Annotated in this window: 14 protein-coding genes; 10 read left to right on the top strand and 4 right to left on the bottom strand. The window is 67.5% G+C overall.

Annotated features, from left to right (window positions below):
• Positions 1-42 precede the first annotated feature (42 nt).
• A complete protein-coding gene (locus DOM41_RS07000) occupies positions 43-903 on the top strand; it encodes an ABC transporter ATP-binding protein (RefSeq protein WP_110686113.1) in 861 nt (286 codons plus the stop codon).
• Between the two features lie 39 nt (positions 904-942).
• On the opposite strand, the gene DOM41_RS07005 is transcribed toward DOM41_RS07000, so the two are convergent.
• Both DOM41_RS07005 and DOM41_RS07010 read right to left on the bottom strand, forming a co-directional pair.
• Positions 943-1,398 carry a GNAT family N-acetyltransferase gene (locus DOM41_RS07005; protein ID WP_223160945.1) on the bottom strand — a complete coding sequence of 152 codons (456 nt, stop codon included), beginning with the start codon at positions 1,396-1,398 and terminating at the stop codon, positions 943-945.
• Between the two features lie 119 nt (positions 1,399-1,517).
• Complete coding sequence (locus DOM41_RS07010; protein WP_110686114.1) at positions 1,518-2,384, bottom strand: DMT family transporter; 867 nt, start codon at positions 2,382-2,384, stop codon at positions 1,518-1,520.
• A gap of 150 nt (positions 2,385-2,534) precedes the next feature.
• Between DOM41_RS07010 and DOM41_RS07015 the strand changes: the two genes are divergently transcribed.
• The 5 genes from DOM41_RS07015 to DOM41_RS07035 all read left to right on the top strand — a co-directional run bounded on the left by DOM41_RS07015 (position 2,535) and on the right by DOM41_RS07035 (position 8,538).
• Positions 2,535-3,056 (top strand): DUF192 domain-containing protein, encoded by a 522-nt coding sequence (locus DOM41_RS07015; protein ID WP_110686115.1) that lies wholly within the window; start codon positions 2,535-2,537, stop codon positions 3,054-3,056.
• A gap of 235 nt (positions 3,057-3,291) precedes the next feature.
• Positions 3,292-4,266: a TAXI family TRAP transporter solute-binding subunit gene (locus DOM41_RS07020; protein ID WP_110686116.1), complete on the top strand. Its 975-nt coding sequence runs from the start codon at positions 3,292-3,294 to the stop codon at positions 4,264-4,266.
• Between the two features lie 203 nt (positions 4,267-4,469).
• Positions 4,470-7,070: a TRAP transporter permease gene (locus tag DOM41_RS07025; protein WP_110686117.1), complete on the top strand. Its 2,601-nt coding sequence runs from the start codon at positions 4,470-4,472 to the stop codon at positions 7,068-7,070.
• Between the two features lie 157 nt (positions 7,071-7,227).
• A complete protein-coding gene (locus tag DOM41_RS07030) occupies positions 7,228-7,668 on the top strand; it encodes a DUF4385 family protein (RefSeq protein WP_110686118.1) in 441 nt (146 codons plus the stop codon).
• Between the two features lie 78 nt (positions 7,669-7,746).
• Positions 7,747-8,538 (top strand): MOSC domain-containing protein, encoded by a 792-nt coding sequence (locus DOM41_RS07035; RefSeq protein ID WP_110686119.1) that lies wholly within the window; start codon positions 7,747-7,749, stop codon positions 8,536-8,538.
• Positions 8,539-8,578: 40 nt separating this feature from the next.
• Here DOM41_RS07035 and DOM41_RS07040 read toward each other — a convergent pair whose 3' ends face one another.
• Both DOM41_RS07040 and cra read right to left on the bottom strand, forming a co-directional pair.
• On the bottom strand, positions 8,579-10,591 hold the full coding sequence (locus DOM41_RS07040) for a metallophosphoesterase family protein (RefSeq protein ID WP_223160946.1): 2,013 nt from the start codon (positions 10,589-10,591) through the stop codon (positions 8,579-8,581).
• Positions 10,592-10,721: 130 nt separating this feature from the next.
• A complete protein-coding gene (cra, locus tag DOM41_RS07045) occupies positions 10,722-11,699 on the bottom strand; it encodes a catabolite repressor/activator (protein WP_110686120.1) in 978 nt (325 codons plus the stop codon).
• A gap of 238 nt (positions 11,700-11,937) precedes the next feature.
• On the opposite strand from cra, the gene ptsP reads away from it, so the two are divergent.
• The 4 genes from ptsP to DOM41_RS07065 all read left to right on the top strand — a co-directional run bounded on the left by ptsP (position 11,938) and on the right by DOM41_RS07065 (position 18,359).
• Complete coding sequence (gene ptsP / locus DOM41_RS07050; protein WP_245391767.1) at positions 11,938-14,880, top strand: phosphoenolpyruvate--protein phosphotransferase; 2,943 nt, start codon at positions 11,938-11,940, stop codon at positions 14,878-14,880.
• A complete protein-coding gene (pfkB, locus tag DOM41_RS07055) occupies positions 14,880-15,884 on the top strand; it encodes a 1-phosphofructokinase (protein ID WP_110686121.1) in 1,005 nt (334 codons plus the stop codon). The genes ptsP and pfkB overlap by 1 nt, the downstream gene beginning before the upstream one ends.
• Positions 15,881-17,677 carry a PTS fructose-like transporter subunit IIB gene (locus tag DOM41_RS07060; protein WP_110686122.1) on the top strand — a complete coding sequence of 599 codons (1,797 nt, stop codon included), beginning with the start codon at positions 15,881-15,883 and terminating at the stop codon, positions 17,675-17,677. The genes pfkB and DOM41_RS07060 overlap by 4 nt, the downstream gene beginning before the upstream one ends.
• 145 nt (positions 17,678-17,822) lie before the next feature.
• Complete coding sequence (locus tag DOM41_RS07065) at positions 17,823-18,359, top strand: O-acetyl-ADP-ribose deacetylase (protein ID WP_110686123.1); 537 nt, start codon at positions 17,823-17,825, stop codon at positions 18,357-18,359.
• Positions 18,360-18,385: the final 26 nt, after the last annotated feature.

Here is an 18,385-nt window from a genome sequence, read left to right on the forward strand (position 1 = left end):
CGGTCATGCCATGACGCCACTTCGACGACAATGAGAGATTTCATGACCCGCGCTTCGAACGCCACCGCTTCATTCCCCGATGCCGTCGCCAGCGTTGACGCCGAGTCGCCGCTGGCGGCGCGCTCGTTGCACGCAAGCTATGGCCGTGGGCGAGGGCGGCGCCCGGTGATCGACGACCTGTCGCTGGCGCTTCCGGCCGGCCAGGTGACGGCGATTGTCGGCCCCAATGGCTGTGGCAAGTCAACGCTGCTGGCGAGCCTCTCGAGGCTGCATGTGCCGGACGCCGGGGCGGTGGTGCTCGACGGTGACGATATCCAGCAGCTGTCGGCGCGGGAGGTGGCACGCAAGCTCGCGCTGCTGCCGCAGGAGACTCATGCGCCGGAGGGGCTCACCGTCTCCGAACTGATCCAGTTCGGACGCCAGCCCCACCAGGGCATGATGCGCCAGTGGTCGGCCGAGGATCGTCGCGTGGTCGACGAGGCGCTCAGCGCCGCCAACCTGCATGCGCTGGCCGAGCGACCGCTGGATGCGATGTCCGGCGGCCAGCGCCAGCGCGCCTGGATCGCCATGGCGATCGCCCAGCAGACGCCGCTGCTGCTGCTCGACGAGCCCACCTCGGCGCTGGATCTCGGCCACCAGCTCGAGGTGTTCGAGCTGATTCGCGAGCTCGCCGCGGCGGGAAAAACCATTGCCATGGTGGTTCACGATCTCGTCAGCGCCTGCCGCTACGCCGACCATCTTGTTGCCATGCTCGACGGCAGGATCGTTGCCATGGGCAGCCCGAGCGAGGTGGTCACCCCCGAGCTGGTGCGACGGCTCTACGGCGTGACCTGCGATCTACTACTCGATCCGGCGACCAACAGCCCGATCCTCACCAACGTGCGCTCGGCCCGCGGCGAGTAGCGCCAGTCTCCGCGGCGCCGGCTTCTGGCGCCGCACCGATCAGGCGTCGGGGTCGTCCACCAGTACCCGTGAGAACTTGACGATCTCGGCGTTGCGATTCGCCCAGCCTAGATGCGTCCAGAAGCGGTGGGCCTCCTCGTTCTCGGCCAGGGTGTCGAGATGCACCTTCTCGATCCCTGCGGCGAGCAGCGCCTCCAGCGAGCGGGCTACCAGCTCGCGGGCGAGCCCGAGCCCGCGAAACGCCGGCTCGACCATCACGTGCTGCAGATAGCCGCGGCGACCGTCGTGGCCGGCCATGGCACAGCCGACGATGCCCTCGTGCTCGATGTGGCGGGCGACGAAGCTCATCCCGGGATTGCGGGTCAGATAGCGCGCGGTGGCGTCGAATCCATCCGCGTTACGGATCACCACGCCCGGCGTGCGGCGCATCATGTCCAGAAAATCGGGATGATCGTCGAGAGTCATTTCGGCAACGCGGAGGGTGTCGGGGGTCATGGGGGTCTCTTCGGGGCGGCGGAATCTGAAGCGAACGGTTGAAGCGCGGCGTCGCCGCGAGCGGGGAGGCCAGGTCCCTTGATGACGCCATGGGACCGATCGGCTCCCCCCATGGCGTCTCAGCGCAGTCGCGGTCGGCGTAGCCGGCGAAACGGAATGTTGATCACCGCGAGACCCACGATCACTGTCAGTCCACCGATCACCTTGTGCATGCCCAGCGAGTCATCGAGGAGCCACACGCCGAGCAGTACGGCGAATACCGGCATCAGCAGCGTCAGCGGTACCACGCGGCTCACCGGGTGCTTCTGCAGCAGACGATACCAGAGTCCGTAGGCGGCGATGGAGGACATGATCGCGGTGTAAAACACCGCGCCCCAGCCGGCCAGGCCCGCCTGGCGGATCGCTTGCCACTGGCCGGATTCGAGCAGTGCGCTGCCAATCCCCACCAGCGGGATGGCGAACAGCGCGATCCAGCCGGTCATGGTCAGCGGTGCGATCGGCGGGGCGAACTTGATCAGCAGAGTGGAGACCGCCCAGAAGAAGGCGCTGGCAAGGAGCAGGGCGGTGGAAGCGGGCGGTGGCAGCGTCGGCCCCCCGGCGAGAATCACGACGCCGCCGAAGGCGAGCGCCAGCCCGACGATGCGCCGCGGGCTCAGCCGTTCACGCAGGAAAAGCGCTGCGAGAATCGTCGCGAACGGGGTGCCCATCTGCACCAGTAGGGCGCCGGTGCCGGCTTCGGCCTGCTGCAGGCCGAGAAAGAGCAGTGGGAAGTGCAATCCGCCGAACGTCACCGCCAGCAGCAGAATCCAGGGTAGCTGGGTGCGCGTGATCCGGGTGAAGGGGACGACCAGCAGGGCGACCAGGGCGAAGCGCAACAGCGTCACCAGCAGTGGCGGCAGATCCGCCACGCCCAACTTGATGACAATGATGTTGAACGCCCAGATGACGATGATACCCAGGCCTATCGCGAGATCCTTGGGGGGCACTGACGACGCTCCTGGTCGATGGCGACGCCGTGACGGACGGCGATCGAGGGGACGCCATTGTCTCAGGGTGCGGTTTGATCGCAAGATGATTTTCTATCGCCGCACCGAGGGGAGGTGCGGCCCTCGCCCCTGTTTCGAGATCATCCCATCATGCCGTCACTGACAGCCCGCCGAGCCATCCTGATCGCTTTTGTCATCGCCTTGAGCCCCGTCTGGGGAGCAGCGCTTGCGAGCCCCGCCTCGACGTCATCGGCGGCTGCCGACGGGGCGACGCAGCGTCTGACGCTGGAGAATGATACGACGTCGCATACGCTCGAGGTCGAGGTGGTGGATACGCCCGCCGGCCGCGCCCAGGGGCTGATGGAGCGCGACTCGCTGCCGCCCAAGGCGGGGATGCTGTTCCTCTACGCGCATGAACAGAGCGGTGCCAATGCCTTCTGGATGTACCGCACTCGCATCCCGCTGGACATCGCCTTTCTCGGCGGCGACGGCGAGATTCGCGCGCTCGAGACGATGTCGCCGTGCCGAGCGGCCTCCTCCGGCGAGTGCCCCGTTTATCCCGCCGGCGCGCCGTTCCGTGCTGCCCTCGAGGTGAATGCAGGCTATTTTAAAGCGCATGGCGTCTCGGTGGGTGACCGTGTCGACCTCTCGCCCTGGATCGGCGAGCGGTAGGCGGCCTGGTGAAAGGTGATCGAACACCATCGAAACCGCGTCCAAAGGAGAGTTTTGCCGGGCCGAAACTCACTATATGATGTCGCGATGTCAGGCTGCGCTATCCGGTGGCGGTCGTGTTGCGTAAGGTGAATCACGCGGCGCGCCAATCGCGATCGCTGTAGCCTGCCGATAGCCCGCTTCAAGGGGGCCGCTCGGCGGCCGACACAATAAATGGGAAATTCGAGGTAAGCGCATGAAACGCCACGCTTTGACCGCTGCGGTCCTCTCCACCGCCTTCCTGGGCGCTGCATCCTTCTCGGCGTCAGCCGTCGCGCAGGAGACGCAGTACATCACTATCGGCACCGGCGGCCAGACCGGCGTCTACTACGTCGTCGGCCAGTCCGTCTGCCGCATGGTCAACCGCAGCGCTGAAGAGCTCGGCATTCGCTGCAACGCGCCCTCCACCGGTGGCTCGGTCGCCAACATCAACGGCATCAAGTCCGGCGAGCTGAACATGGGCGTGGCCCAGTCCGACGTTCAGTACAACGCCTACAACGGCGAAGCCCAGTTCGACGAGCCGATGGAGAACCTGCGTTCGGTGTTCGCCGTCCACGGCGAGCCGCTGACGATTCTGGCGCGCAAGGATGCCAACATCGAATCCCTCGACGATCTGCAGGGCAAGCGCGTCAACATCGGCAACCCGGGCTCCGGTCAGCGTGCCACCATGGAAGTGCTGATGGACGCCGAGGGCTGGGACACCGACGTCTTCTCGCTGGCTTCCGAGCTGGGCGCGGCCGAGATGGCCTCGGCGCTGGCCGACAACAACATCGATGCCATGGCGTACGTCGTCGGTCACCCGAACGGCGCGATCCAGGAAGCCACGACAACCGTCGATGCCAACCTGGTGCCGCTCAATGACGACGCGGTCAAAGGTCTGGTCGACGAGTATCCGTACTACAGCATGGCCACCATTCCCGGCGGCATGTACGAAGGCAACCCGGACGACGTCGAGACCTTCGGCGTGCGCGCGACCTTCGTCACCTCCGCTGACGTCGACGACGAAGTCGTCTACCAGACCGTCAAGGCGGTCTTCGACAACTTCGACCGTTTCAAGCGTCTGCACCCGGCCTTCGGCAACCTGGAGCCGGAAGACATGATCAGCCAGGGTCTCTCAGCACCGCTGCATGAAGGTGCCAAGCGCTACTACAAAGAGCAGGGCTGGCTCTGATACGGCTCGCGTCGGCCGTAGGGTCGGACGCACCGCTATCCTGAGGGCGCCTTGCGAGGCGCCGCACCGAGAGCGCGGTGGCTGTGAACCGGCCGCCGCGTCTTTGCGTTGGGCCGGCGCACCATCGCGCCGACCGGACCCGCAGGAGACGTTCTGACCCACGGGGCGTCTCCACCACCGGTTTGTCACGTCAGGATCGACACATGACCGACAATACTTCCGGCCCCGATCAGGCCAAGCTCGACGAACTCGCCGCCACCGATACCGGTGGACGCAAATTGACGGGCATGCCCAATCGCCTGTTCCTAGGCATTGCCGCGCTCTGGTCTCTGTTCCAGCTCTGGATCGCGTCCCCGCTGCCCTTCATGTTCGGCTTCGGGGTGTTCAGCGCCACAGAGTCACGCTCGATCCATCTCTCGCTCGCCGTGTTTCTCGCCTTCATGGCCTACCCGGCGCTGAAGCGCTCGCCGCGTGAGCGCATGCCGATCACCGATTGGGTGATGGCACTGGTGGGCGCCTTCTGCGCCTCCTATCTCTACTTTTTCTACGACCAGCTGGCGCAGCGGCCGGGGGCGCCGATCCTGCAGGATGTGATCATCGGTGTGATCGGCATCATCCTGCTGCTGGAAGCGTGCCGGCGCTCGCTCGGCCCACCGCTGACGATCATCGCGTTGATCTTCCTTGTCTACTCCCTGGCGGGCCCGTACATGCCGGGGATTCTTGCGCATCGCGGGGTCAGTTTCTCGGGGCTGGTCAACCACCAGTGGCTCACCACACAAGGGGTGTTTGGCATCGCCCTCGGTGTCTCCACCAGCTTCGTCTTTCTGTTCGTGCTGTTCGGGGCGCTGCTCGACAAGGCGGGGGCGGGTAACTATTTCATCAAGGTGGCCTTCTCGCTGCTCGGCCACTACCGCGGTGGCCCGGCCAAGGCAGCGGTCGTCGCCTCGGGACTCACCGGGTTGATCTCGGGCTCGTCGATCGCCAACACCGTGACCACCGGCACCTTTACCATCCCGATGATGAAGCGCGTTGGCTTCAGCTCGACCAAGGCTGGCGCGATCGAGGTCTCCTCGTCGGTCAACGGTCAGATCATGCCGCCGGTCATGGGGGCGGCCGCCTTCCTGATGGTCGAGTACGTCGGCATTCCCTATATCGACGTCATCAAGCACGCCTTTCTGCCGGCGGTGATCTCCTATATCGCGCTGCTCTACATCGTCCATCTGGAGGCGATGAAGGCGGGCATGCAGGGGCTGGAGAGCGGCAATCCGGTTCGCCCCTGGCTTACCAAGATTCTCGGCTTCCTGACCGGTCTGGTCGGCCTGATGGCGCTCTCGGCCGCGGTCTATTACGGCATCGGGTGGTTGAAGCCGGCGCTGGGTGAGGCCGCTTCCTGGGTTATCGCGGGGGGCGTGGCGGCCGTCTATGTCGCGCTGCTCAAGCTCGGGGCGAAGTATCCGGAGCTGGAAACCGACGACGCGTCCCGGGAAATCACCCAGCTCCCGCGTACCAAGCCGACGGTCATGGTGGGCCTCCACTACCTGCTACCGGTGGTCGTCCTGGTCTGGTGTCTGATGGTGGAGCGGCTGTCGCCGGGGCTCTCCGCCTTCTGGGCCACCGCTTTCATGATCTTCATCATCCTGACCCAGCGTCCGCTGGATGCGCTGTTTCGCGGCAAGAGCGATCTGGCCGCCGACATCAAGCGCGGTGGTATCGAGCTGTGGGAGGGGCTGGTCGACGGCGCTCGCAACATGATCGGTATCGGCATCGCCACGGCGACCGCCGGCATCATCGTCGGTGCGGTGGCCCAGACCGGCGTGGGCCTGGTGCTGGCGGATCTGGTCGAGCTGCTGTCGATGGGCAATCTGCTGCTGATGCTGCTGCTCACCGGCGTTCTCAGTCTGATCCTCGGCATGGGGCTGCCGACGACCGCCAACTACATCGTGGTATCGGCGCTGCTGGCGCCCGTGATCGTCCAGCTGGGCGAGCAGCAGGGGCTGATCGTGCCGCTGATCGCGGTGCATCTGTTCGTGTTCTACTTCGGCATCATGGCCGACGTCACGCCACCGGTGGGACTGGCGTCCTTCGCCGCGGCGGCGATCTCCGGGGCGGATCCGATCCGTACCGGCTTCCAGGCGTTCTACTACAGCCTGCGCACCGCGGCGCTGCCGTTCCTGTTCATCTTCAATACCGATCTTCTGCTGATCAACGTCGACCTGTGGCACGGCATTCTGGTCTTCGTGGTGGCGACATTCGCGATGCTGATCTTCGCGGCGGCGACGCAGGGGTTCATGCTGGTCAGGAGTCGCTGGTACGAGAGCGTACTGCTGCTCCTGGTGGCCTTCACGCTGTTCCGGCCGGGCTTCTGGATGGATCGGGTCGACTCGCCGTATGAGCAAGTGCCGCCGGCGCAGTTCGAGCAGGCCCTCGACGAGATCGATGCCAACGAGCATGTGCGCGTGCGGATTGACGGTCTCGACGCCTACGGCGCGCCAACGAGTTTCGTCGTCCAGGTGCCGGCGACCGAGGGTGATACCGGCGCCGAGCGGCTCTCGAGTCTCGGCCTGCATCTGATGGAAGAGGATGGCCGAACGCTGGTCGATATGACCGACTTCGATAGTCAGGCGGAAAAGCTCGGCTTCGACTTCGATCAGGAGATCGTCTCTGTGCAGCTGCCGGCGGATCAACTGCCCAAGGAACTGATGTGGATTCCGGGGCTGATCCTGTTCGCGCTGGTCGTGCTGCTGCAGCAGCGTCGGCGACGCCAACAACCGCGCAGAGAGGCGGAAGCCCCGGCGACCGCCTGATCGGTGGGCCGGGTGCCGATCCCCCGGCACGCATCGACCTTCCATCTTCGCCTAGCGACAGCGGCCGTCATCTCCCGACGGCCGCTTTTTCGTTCGCATTGCGTCGAATGATCTCGTCGCGACGCCATGATTGTCCGACCGTAAACGGAGCCTTGCGATGGCCTTTCCCGACAGCAGCATCGACTACCGCGAGCACCCCGAAGCGTATCGTATTGGCCACGGTGAACGCGGCGTCTTCCACGTCCAACCCTATAAAGACGAGCTGCTGCCCCTGTGGGCGATTCGCAATGAGGCGGATGCCACGGAGGCGATTCTTGCGATCGAGGCGCGCTATCGCGACTACCGCGAGCAGGACGACTTCGTCGGCATGGACATGGCGCGCAAGTATCTGCAGATGGGCTATACCCGCTCGCGGCGCTATGCCCGCTACCCCGGCGGTCGCAAACGCGACAAGAGCGGCAAGGCGATCGAGCCGCGGGATGCCGATGCCGAGAAGGCGCGCATCGCCCAGCGCTACCAGAAGGCCCTGGATGCGGTGCGCGACGACAAGCAGTACTGTCAGGCCAAAAAGGCGCATCAGCGCATGACGCGCCGCTAGTGCCGGACCGATCGCGCCGCTGACCGGCGCGCGACATCCGGCAGGCGTAACCTCTCATCAGTGCCTCAGGAGCCGACCTTGCCCACGCTGACCGCGATCCACCGTTACCCCGTCAAATCCACCGCCGGGCATCCGCTCACTCACGCGCGGATCGAGGAGGAGGGGCTGGTCCACGATCGACGCTTCATGGTCGTCAAACCCGACGGCACCTTCATCACCGCGCGCACCCACCCGCAGCTGCAGCGCGTTCGCGCCCAGTTCGACGGCCGACGTCTGACCCTGACCCACGCGATCTTTCCGCCGTTCGATGTTGCCTGCGACGAGTTCGTCGATGCGTCACTCGCGACCCGGGTATGGGGTGACGATTTCACCGCTCGCGCCACCCATCCCTCGGTGGATGCCTGGTTCAGCGAGATGCTTGGCGAGCCGGCGCGGCTTTTGTGGTTGGGGGAACGCTCGCCCCGCTATCGCGAGCCACTCGGTGTGCGGGTCAACTTCGCCGATGGCTTCCCGCTGTTGCTGATCTCGCAGGCTTCCCTCGACGATCTCAACCGGCGTACCGACGGCACGCACGTGATGGCGCAGTTCCGGCCCAATCTGGTCGTCGACGGCGTCGAGGCCTATGCGGAAGACACCTGGAAGCGCGTAAGAATCGGCGAGCTGACGTTCCGTGTCGATGCCCCCTGCGCACGCTGCGCGATGGTCACGGTGGATCCGGCCCGCGGCGAGAAGCGTCGCGACAAGGAGCCGCTGAAGACGCTCGCCGGCTATCGCCGCGGCGAGGCAGGCAAGGTCTACTTCGGCCAGAATCTGGTGGCCGAGAACGGCGGCGAGATCGCCGTGGGTGACACGCTCGAGATACTCGAATAGCCCGTCGTCTGTCGTCCGTCCCCCGTCTCGGCACGTCGCGTCAGGAGCGAACCTTTGTCGCTTCGCCGGGCGTATCGTCGATCTGCGCGAAGCCCGAATCGACGTCGTCGGCACCCAGCTGGGAGACCGTTCGCGGCGCGCCGTCGTCGCCCAGCGTGACGCGGCCGATGCCGGCACGATTCCAGAGACGCTCACCGCGACTGGCACCGTCCGGCCGCCACGGCGCGATCAGCATCCGACGGCGCTTGGTGAGCCAGTTGAGCGGTGACCAGGGCGCGTAGAGCCAGCGGTTCAGACGATCGAACCCGTCCAGCAGCGTATCGGGAAAGGTGTTCTTGAGGCCGCTGCTGGTGATCTGCCACATCCGAGGGCTGTTGCGCCGCTGGCGGATGGTGATGGCGTAGACGAAGGAGTAGTGGACGTCGCCGGAGAGAATCACGTAGCGCTTCGGGGTACGGCTGTGGCGCAGGATATTGAGCAGGGTGTACGCCGAGCCGGGATGGGCCATCCAGTTCTCCGCATCGACCAGTAGCGGCTTGCCGATCCAGGTGAACATCCGCTGCACGCCCTCGATCAGCTTGACGCCGAACACCGGCGCCGGTGACACCACGATGACCGCCGGCGTATCCAGCAGCGTCTGCTGAAACTCACTCAGCGCCTCCCAGTCCATCAGGCCCGAGGGCCTGTGGCGCCGCCGTTCGCTGCGCCAGCGGCGTGTGCGCGTATCGAGCACCACCACCGGGGGTGTGGTGTCGAGGGTGTAGCCCCAGCCGGTGAAGCGCAGCAGCGTCGTGATCAACTGGCGCTGCTCGTCGTTGTCGAGAGCGTCGCCGGGGTCGCCGGTTGCCAGCCAGCGCTGGCACTGCGTCAGCGGTTCGCCCAGGCCGTCAGGGTTATTGCCCCAGCCCTGGCAGAGCAGATACGCGATCAGCGCGTTGCCGACGATCCGCCGCGAGAAGGGATGGCCGTACACCGCCGCTTCCCAGGCGGCAGTCAGGTTCCAGTCATCGGTGATGTCGTGGTCGTCGAAGATCATCAGTGTCGGCAGGTGGGCGAGCAGTCGCGCCACCGCTGGCAGGGTTTCGACGAAGGCCTCGAGTTGCTGGTGTTCGGCGTGATAGCGCTCGCGCTCGGCGCTGTCGAGTGTCGGCATGTCGACCGCGATCAACTGCCAGGGCGTCGGCGACCACACCAGTAGATACATCGCCATCACCTCAGCGAAGGTGATCAGATGGTTCTCGGCGCTGGCGGTGGTGAAGATCGGCTTGCGGGCGCCGCCGAAGAACTTCTCGCGCAGCGCCTCGGTGGACTCTCTGGCCGGCAGCAGTTCGTCGCGGTGATAGTAGGTCTCGTCGCGGGCGTAGAGCTCACTGCCGGTGGCGATATCGGTGCCTTCGAGCCGCTCGTCGAAAAGCCCGAGTCGTGCGATCAGCGCGTGAATCGCCGCGAGCATCGGGCCGGCGACGTCGTCGGCATAGATTTGATCGCCGGTCAGCAGCAGCGCCGCCGGACGCTGCGTCGGGTCGTGGTGGCGTTCGGCCAGCCAGCGATCGGCGCGGGCCAGGCCGTCAGACGCCGCGTGGTGTGGCTTGCGACAGGAGCCGTGGAGCAGGTCATCGAAGCGCGAGCGCAGCACGAAGGTCGGCAGGGGCTCATCGGCGTGACAGAGCGACGCGCCCCAGCGTCGCATCGAATGCCAGACCGGCTCGGCGTTGCCATCGTCCTCCCCCTGGCTGACGTCACCTCGGCTGTCGAGGTCACTCGCGCCAGGGCCACTCGCGCCAGGGTCACGATAGGCGAGGTCGTAGGCGATGCGCACGTCCTGCGGCAGCGGCGTCTCGAGCGCGAGATCGATCAAGTGCAGGTGCGCCCGCTGCCCGATGGCAAGGCGGGTCGTGGCGGCGGCAAGATCGAGCTGCCTCGATGCGTCGGCGACGTCGAGCGTCAGCGTGAGCGAAAGCGGGCGGCTCGCGACCAGCCACATCACCAGGCGCCGCGGCTCTGATCGGCGCAGGATTGGACCGGCGAGAATCGCGGGTAGGGTCTCTTCCATGACAGGGTTCCACATCGCTCGCCGGGCGGCGGTTCAAGGGGGCATGCCAACCAAGATAGGAGCCCCCGGGGTGAAGTCCAGCGCGAACGTCCCTGCAGGATTCACGGTCGGCGTGGTGTCGGATGGGGACTCAGCGCCGACGCTTGAGCACACGTTCGATCACGACGGGCCCCGGCCGGTAGTCACCGCGGATTGCGGCCAGTGCCAGCGCCAGCGAGCGCTCCGCCACGCGGTCGTGATCCTGCGGCAGCGAGTTGACCCGGCACGGCAGGAAGTCGAGCAGGCGGTCGTCGCCGAATGTCGCCAGTTTGAGCGTCTCGGGCAGCTTGCCGCGCTCGAGCAGTGCGTCGAGCAGTCCCTCCATCAGCGTATAGGAGGCGGTGACCACCGCGTCCGGCAGGCCCTCCTCATCGATCAGCCCTCGCATCAGCGCCGCGCCGACGTCGCGCTCGTAGCGTGCGCCGCTCAAGCAGCGATGACGCGAGCCATCTTTGCAGGCGTCGAGAAACCCCTGGCGGCGCTCGGCGCTGATCGACAGTGTCGGTACCGCATCGAACCAGACCAGACGTTCGTCATTGCCTGCCATGACCGAGCGGGTCAGTGCCTCGCCGGCGGCGCGGCCGTTGGTCACCACGCTGACGAAGCGCTCGGGGGCGAGCGGGCGGTCGACGGCGATGACCGGCACGCCGGCGGCGAGCAGCTCGGCGTAGAAGGCGTCATCGCCGCCGAGGCTGCTGGCGACGATCAGCGCATCGCAGCGCTGGGCGCGCAGCGACAGCGCGACCTCGCGCTCGGTGGCGGGATCGTCGTCGGAGCCGGCGATCCAGAGCTGATAGCCCTGACGGCGAGCGCCGTGCTCGAGCCGCTTGGCCAGGCGGGCGTAGCTGCCGTTCTCGAGGTCCGGCACGATCAGTCCCAGGGTGCGACTCTCGCCGCCACGCAGCGCCGCCGCCTGCGCATCAATGCGATAGTCGTGAGCCCGGGCCACGGCGAACACACGCTCCACCGTGGCTGCGCTGATGCGCCGGGTACGCGCCTGGCCGTTCAGGACGTAGCTTGCCGTGGTGCGAGAGACACCGGCGAGGCGAGCGATGTCGGCTAATGTCATCCAGAAACTCCAGCGCTGAAAACGGCATGACCATACTCTGCTGCCGGTGATCGCAACACTCCTTGCGACGATGAAACGTGGCATCGCACGGGTTCATCGAAGGTCTAGCTTGTCACGGCGCAACGAAACGACGAGCATATCGCACTATCAGGTGACACGATTCAGCTTTCGACGATTGGCGTACGCTGCAATCACCGCCGACCCCTGTCCCAATCAGAGCCACCGAGGGAAGTCATCGATGGGAGAGATCGATATGTCCAACCGTTCACCCGAGGCCAAGCTCGCCCTGCAGCCGGAGAACGTGACGCTGGGCTGTCGCGCGTCGAACTGGCAGGCGGCGCTCGACCAGGCCGCCGAGGCGCTGACCCGCGCCGAGCTCGTCACCGCGAGCTACCGCGACGCGCTACACGCCCGTGAGGCGCAGGGTTCGACCTATCTCGGCAGCGGCATCGCCATTCCGCACGGCACCCCCGAGAGCCGCGAACTGATCCACCACACCGGCGTGGTGCTGCTGCAGTTCCCCGACGGCGTCGAGTGGCACGATGGCAACCGCGTTTATCTGCTGGTGACCATCGCGGCGGCCGGTGACGAACACCTCGACGTGCTGCGCCGTCTGACCCAGGTGCTCGACGACGACACGCTCGCCGAACGCCTTCCCCGCGCCGAGAGCGCCGAGGCGATGATCGCGCTGCTGAGCAAGACGCCGGTCAGGGCCCGGCTCGACGCCGACACGCTGTGTCTCGGTTTTCCCGCCCGCGATCGCTTCGAGCTGGCACTCGCCGCGGCGGCCAGGCTTCGCCAGGCGGAGTGCGTCGACGTCGACTTCATCGCGGCCATCAATCAGCAGGAGCCGGTGGCGCTGGGCCAGGGGCTGTGGCTGGTGAGCGCGAGCCAGGGGGTCAAACAGCCGGCGCTGTCGCTGGCCACGCCCGAGCGCGCCTTCAGCGGTCCCCATGGGCCGGTCAACGGCGTCTTCTGCATCGCCGCTCAAGGCGAGGCGCACCGCGACCTGCTCTCCCGCGTGGCCGATCTGCTCGACCGTGGCGAGGGCACGGCGCTGGTCGACAGCGACCCCGAGGGGGTACTGGCGCGCCTCTCCGGTGAGTCGAGTCAGAGCACCACGGCGCGAGTGACGCTGTTGAATGCCCACGGCCTGCACGCGCGCCCGGCGAAGGTACTGGTCCAGTGCGCCCGCGAGCAGACGCTGCCCGTGCGGGTCAGGCTGCTCGAGGGCGAGGCCGAGAGCGTGTCGGCGGCGAGTCTGACCAAGGTAATCGGTCTCGGCGCCCGCCGCGGGCAGACCCTGGTCTTCTCCGCCGATGCGGGGCACGAAACGGCGGGGCAGGACGCCGCCGCCGCGCTGGCGGCCATGGTCGCCGCGGTCGAACAGGGGCTCGGCGAGTCCGTGCGACCGCTGTCGGAGAGCGCAGCCCCCGCGGCGCCGGTGCGCGCCGCCGCCGACGCCCCGGCACCCGAACCCTTCACCCCCGACAGCGCGCTGCCGGCAACCGCGGCCTCACCGGGGCTCGCCATTGCGCCGGCCTACGTCATGCGCGCCCCGAGCTTCGACTACCCCGAGCGCGCCCGCGATCTGCCCGCCGATCGACAGGGCGATGCCGCGCATCAGCGCGAGCGCCTCCAGGCCAGCCTGAGCGAGGCGCGGGTGCAGCTGAATGCGTTGATCGGCACCGCCAAGGGCGGTGATGTCGCCGAGATTCTCTCCATGCATGCCGAGATGCTCGACGACCCGGAGCTCCACGAGGCGGCGTTCGAGGGCATGCGCGACGGCTTGAGCGCCGAGGCCGCCTGGTGGCAGGCGATCGATACCGCCGCGCGCGCTCAGGAGGTGCTGGCGGATCGACTGCTGGCCGAGCGCGCCGCCGACCTGCGTGACGTCGGCCGGCGCGTGCTCGGGGTGCTCTGCGGGGTCGCGCTGCCGACGCCGCCGGATCGCCCCTACATTCTGGTCACCGACGACATCGGCCCCTCCGACGTGGCACGGCTCGACACTGCCCAGGTGCGTGGACTGCTCACCGCCCGCGGTGGCGCGACGTCGCACAGCGCGATTCTGGCGCGGGCGCTGGGTATTCCGGCGGTGGTCGGTGCGGGTGAGCGCATCCTCACCGTCGCCAACGATGAAGAGCTGATCCTCGACGGCGATCTCGGTCGGGTGATCGTCGCGCCGGCCGCCGAACGTCGCGACCGTGCCGAGCTGCGATTGAAAGAGCTCGAACGACTGCGCCGCGAGGCGTTCGGTTCGCGCTTCGAGCAGGGCCGCACGCGGGATGGCAAACGCGTCGAGATCGCCGCCAACCTCGGCAATACGGCCCATGCCGAAGAGGCGGTCGAGCACGGCGCGGAGGGCGTGGGGCTGCTGCGCACCGAGTTTCTGTTCATGGCGCACCCGCAGGCACCGGATCTCGAGACCCAGATCGCCGAGTATCGCCGGGCCTTCGACGCGCTCGATGGCCGACCGCTGGTGGCGCGTACGCTGGACGTCGGCGGCGACAAGCCGCTGCCGTACTGGCCGGTTGCCGCCGAGGACAATCCCTTCCTCGGCCTGCGCGGCATCCGTCTGGCACTGACCAAACCGTACATTCTCGAGACCCAGCTGCGGGCGCTGCTGACCGCTGCCGGTGATCGGCCGCTGCGGATCATGTTCCCGATGATCAAGGACATCGACGAATACCGCCGGGCGCGCGCGATCGTCGATGCACTACAGGCAGAGATCGGCGCGCCGGACGTGCAGGTCGGCGTCATGATCGAGATTCCCTCGGCCGCGCTGCTAGCGCCGAGCCTGGCCGCCGAGGTCGACTTCTTCTCCGTGGGCACCAACGATCTAACCCAGTACACGCTGGCGATCGACCGTGGCCACCCGGAACTCTCTTCGCAGGCGGATGGCCTTCACCCGGCGGTGCTGCGGCTGATCCAGATGACGGTCGACGCCGCTCACGCCCACGGCAAGTGGGTCGGGGTGTGCGGTGAGCTGGGTTCCGACGCCGCCGCCGTGCCGGTGCTGGTGGGGCTTGGCGTCGACGAGCTGTCGGTCTCGGTTCGCCAGGTGCCGATGGTCAAGGCGCGTCTGCGCGGGATCACCCTCGCCACGGCGCGGCTGCACGCGGAGACCGCGCTTGCCCAGGCAACGAGTCAGGCGGTGCGTGACGCCCTGGAGGCGCTGTGATGTCCGGCCTCGAATCGTCGGCGAACGAGACAGCTCGCTCGCCGTTGCTGGTGGTCACGCTGAACCCGGCGCTGGATTTGACCATCGAGCTGGCCGCGCTCGAACCCGGGGCGGTGAACCGGGCCTCATCGACGCAGCTCGCCGCGGCCGGGAAGGGGCTCAACGTCGCCCGCGTGCTCGCATCGCTGGGTCACCGGGTGGTGCTCTCGGGCTTTCTCGGCGCCGACAACGACGCCGCCTTCGTTGCTGCCTGCCGCGAGCACGGCATCGAGGACGCCAGCCTGCGCTTGCCCGGCGAGACGCGAATCAATGCCAAGGTGGCCGAGGCCAATGGTCGTGTCACCGATATCAACGGTCCTGGCGTTGCGGTCTCCACGGCCGATCTCGAGCGCCTCACCCGTGAATTGGTCTCGCGCTGTGACAACCAGCGACCGGCGGCGGTGGTGATTACCGGCAGTCTGCCGCCGGGGGTGTCACCGGCGGCGCTGGCGACGCTGATCGCCACGCTCAAGGCGAGTGGCGTGCCGGTCTGGGTCGATACCAGCGGGGCGGCGCTCGCCGCGGCGCTCGAGGTGGCCCCCACCGCGGCCAAGCCCAACGAGCACGAGCTGGCCGAGTGGGCCGGCGGCGCGCTCGACGATTTCACCACCCAGTGTGAGGCGGCGCGCCGGCTCCACGCCGCGGGGGTCGAGGAGGCGCTGGTCTCCCTCGGCGAGGCGGGGGTGCTCTGGGTCAGCCGCCGTGGCGAGTGGTTCGCCGAGGCGCCCGCGGTCGAGGTGGTCAGTACGGTGGGCGCGGGGGATACCCTGGTCGCTGCCATGCTGCACGGCATCGTCGAGCAGGGCGAGCCTGCCGCGGTACTGGGCTATGCGGCGGCGCTGGCGGCGGAGTCGGTACGCCATATCGGCGTCGGCGACCCGAACGCCTCCGATCTTTCACAATTGAATCAACGCACGCGTGTCAGCCGCTTCGATGCAGCGAGTCACGCCGGGGAGAGCGCATGAATGTCATCCTGATCACCGCCTGCCCGAGCGGCATGGCGACCACCTTTCTCGCCGCCCGCCGGCTTGAGCAGGCCGCCGGCCGTCTCGGTTGGCAGGTCCACACCGAAATGCACGGGGAGCTGGCATCGGTCGAGCCGCTCGCCGCAGAGACGATCGCGGCCGCCGATCTCGTGGTCGTAGCCGCTGAACAGGTGCCGTCGCCGGCACGTTTCGCCGGCAAGGCGCTCTACCGTGCGCCGGTGGCGCAGGCGCTGCCCGACCCCCAGGCCTTTCTCGAGCGCGCCCGGCGCGAGGCAGCAAGCTTCGACCCGGCCGGCGAGCCCACTGGCGCTGACGCCGCCGCGACGCCCGGCGAGAGCCGCCGCGAGGGCAAGCGCATCGTCGCGGTCACGGCGTGTCCCACCGGCGTCGCGCATACCTTCATGGCGGCCGAGGCGCTGACCCAGGCCGGCCGGGGGATGGGTCATACGATTCAGGTCGAGACCCAGGGCTCGGTGGGCGCGCAGAACGCGCTCGACGACGAGGCGATCGCCAACGCCGATGTGGTCATCCTCGCCTGTGATATCGAGGTCGATGCGACCCGCTTTGCCGGCCGGCCGATCTATCGCACCGGCACCGGCACGGCGCTCAAGCAGCCGCAGCAGACTATCGAGCGGGCGCTGGCCGAGGGGCAGGTGGAGTCCGCCGGTGGCGGGGCCGCCAAGGGGGGCGGCGAGGCGAAGAGCCTCAAGGAGCGCGGTCTCTACAAGCATCTGCTCACCGGTGTCTCCTTCATGCTGCCGATGGTGGTCGCTGGGGGGCTCTGCATTGCGCTGTCGTTCGTCTTCGGCATTCATGCCGCCGACGAGGCGGGGTCGCTCGCCGCCGCGCTGGCGCAGATCGGCGGCGGTACCGCCTTTGTGCTGATGGTGCCGGTGCTCGCAGGCTACATCGCCTACTCCATCGCCGACCGCCCCGGTATCGCGCCGGGGATGATCGGCGGGCTGCTCGCCTACAACCTGGGCGCGGGCTTCATCGGCGGCATACTCGCCGGGTTTCTCGCCGGCTACTCGGCCAAGGCCGTGACCCGCTACGTCAAGTTGCCGGCGAGCGTCGAATCGCTCAAGCCGATCCTGATCATTCCGCTGCTGGCGAGCCTCGTCACCGGCCTGGTGATGATCTACGTGGTGGGCGCGCCGGTGGCAGCGCTGCTCGAGGCGCTGACGACCTTCCTCAACGACATGGGCTCGACCAACGCCGTGCTGCTGGGTCTGCTGCTCGGGGCAATGATGTGCTTTGACATGGGCGGACCGGTCAACAAGGCGGCCTACACCTTTGGCGTGGGGCTGCTCTCCACCGAGACGTATCTACCGATGGCGGCGATCATGGCGGCGGGCATGGTGCCGGCGATCGGCATGGGTATCTCGACCCTGGTGGCACGGAGCAAGTTCTCGCAGCCGGAGCGCGAGGCGGGCAAGGCGTCCTTCGTGCTGGGACTCTGCTTCATCACCGAAGGCGCCATTCCGTTCGCTGCCAAGGATCCGCTGCGGGTGATCCCGGTGGCAATGATCGGCGGTGCGGTCACCGGGGCCCTGTCGATGGGGTTCGGGGTTCAGCTGATGGCCCCGCACGGCGGGCTCTTCGTGCTGCTGATTCCCAACGCGGTCAATATGGCGCTGCTCTATCTGGTCGCCATCGCCGCGGGTTCGCTGATCACCGGGCTCGGCTACGCCGCGATCAAGCGCGGGGCGGCAGCGCTCGACACCAGTACTACCGGTGGCGAATCGGTGGCTAAGGCGCCGTCGAACGCCTGATCCGATTGGCCTTCGAAGCGTGAGGTGACGCACGTCGTCGCCGTCACCCGAACCCGTCGTCGCGATCTTCGCGGCGGCGGGTTTTTCGTTGGCACCGGCGGCCATCTACAGTGAGTGGACACGGACACGAAGAGAGGCTGATGTGATGAAGGTGCACTGGCAGGGTGAGCGGCTCAGCGTCGTCGAGGGCGACATCACGCGGTTCGAGGGCGACGCCATCGTCAACGCCGCCAACCGGTCACTCCTCGGGGGTGGCGGGGTCGATGGTGCGATCCACCGCGCCGCCGGGCCGGAACTGCTCGAGGCGTGCCGGGCGCTGCGCGCGAGGGTGTGGCCGGACGGTCTGCCGGTGGGGCAGGTTGCGGTAACGCCGGGCTTTCGTCTGGCGGCGAATCACGTTATCCACACCGTCGGCCCGGTGTATGCCAGAACAGAGGATCGCTCCGCACCACTCGCCGACTGTTACCGTCGCGCGCTCGACGTCGCCGCGGAGCAGGAGTTCGCCCGGCTGGCGTTTCCGGCGATCTCCACCGGCGTGTACGGCTATCCGGCCGAGGCCGCCGCCAGGATCGTCTCCGGCGTCGTGCGGGAACGGCTGCCCGATATACCCGGCCTCGAGGTGACGCTGGTGTTCTTCTCCGCCAAGGATGCCGAGACCTTCCTGACGGCGGCTACCCTCTGAGCGGTGGCTGACGCCTGGAGCGATGG

Source organism: Salinicola aestuarinus, from assembly GCF_003206645.1.
GTDB classification, from domain to species: domain Bacteria; phylum Pseudomonadota; class Gammaproteobacteria; order Pseudomonadales; family Halomonadaceae; genus Salinicola; species Salinicola aestuarinus.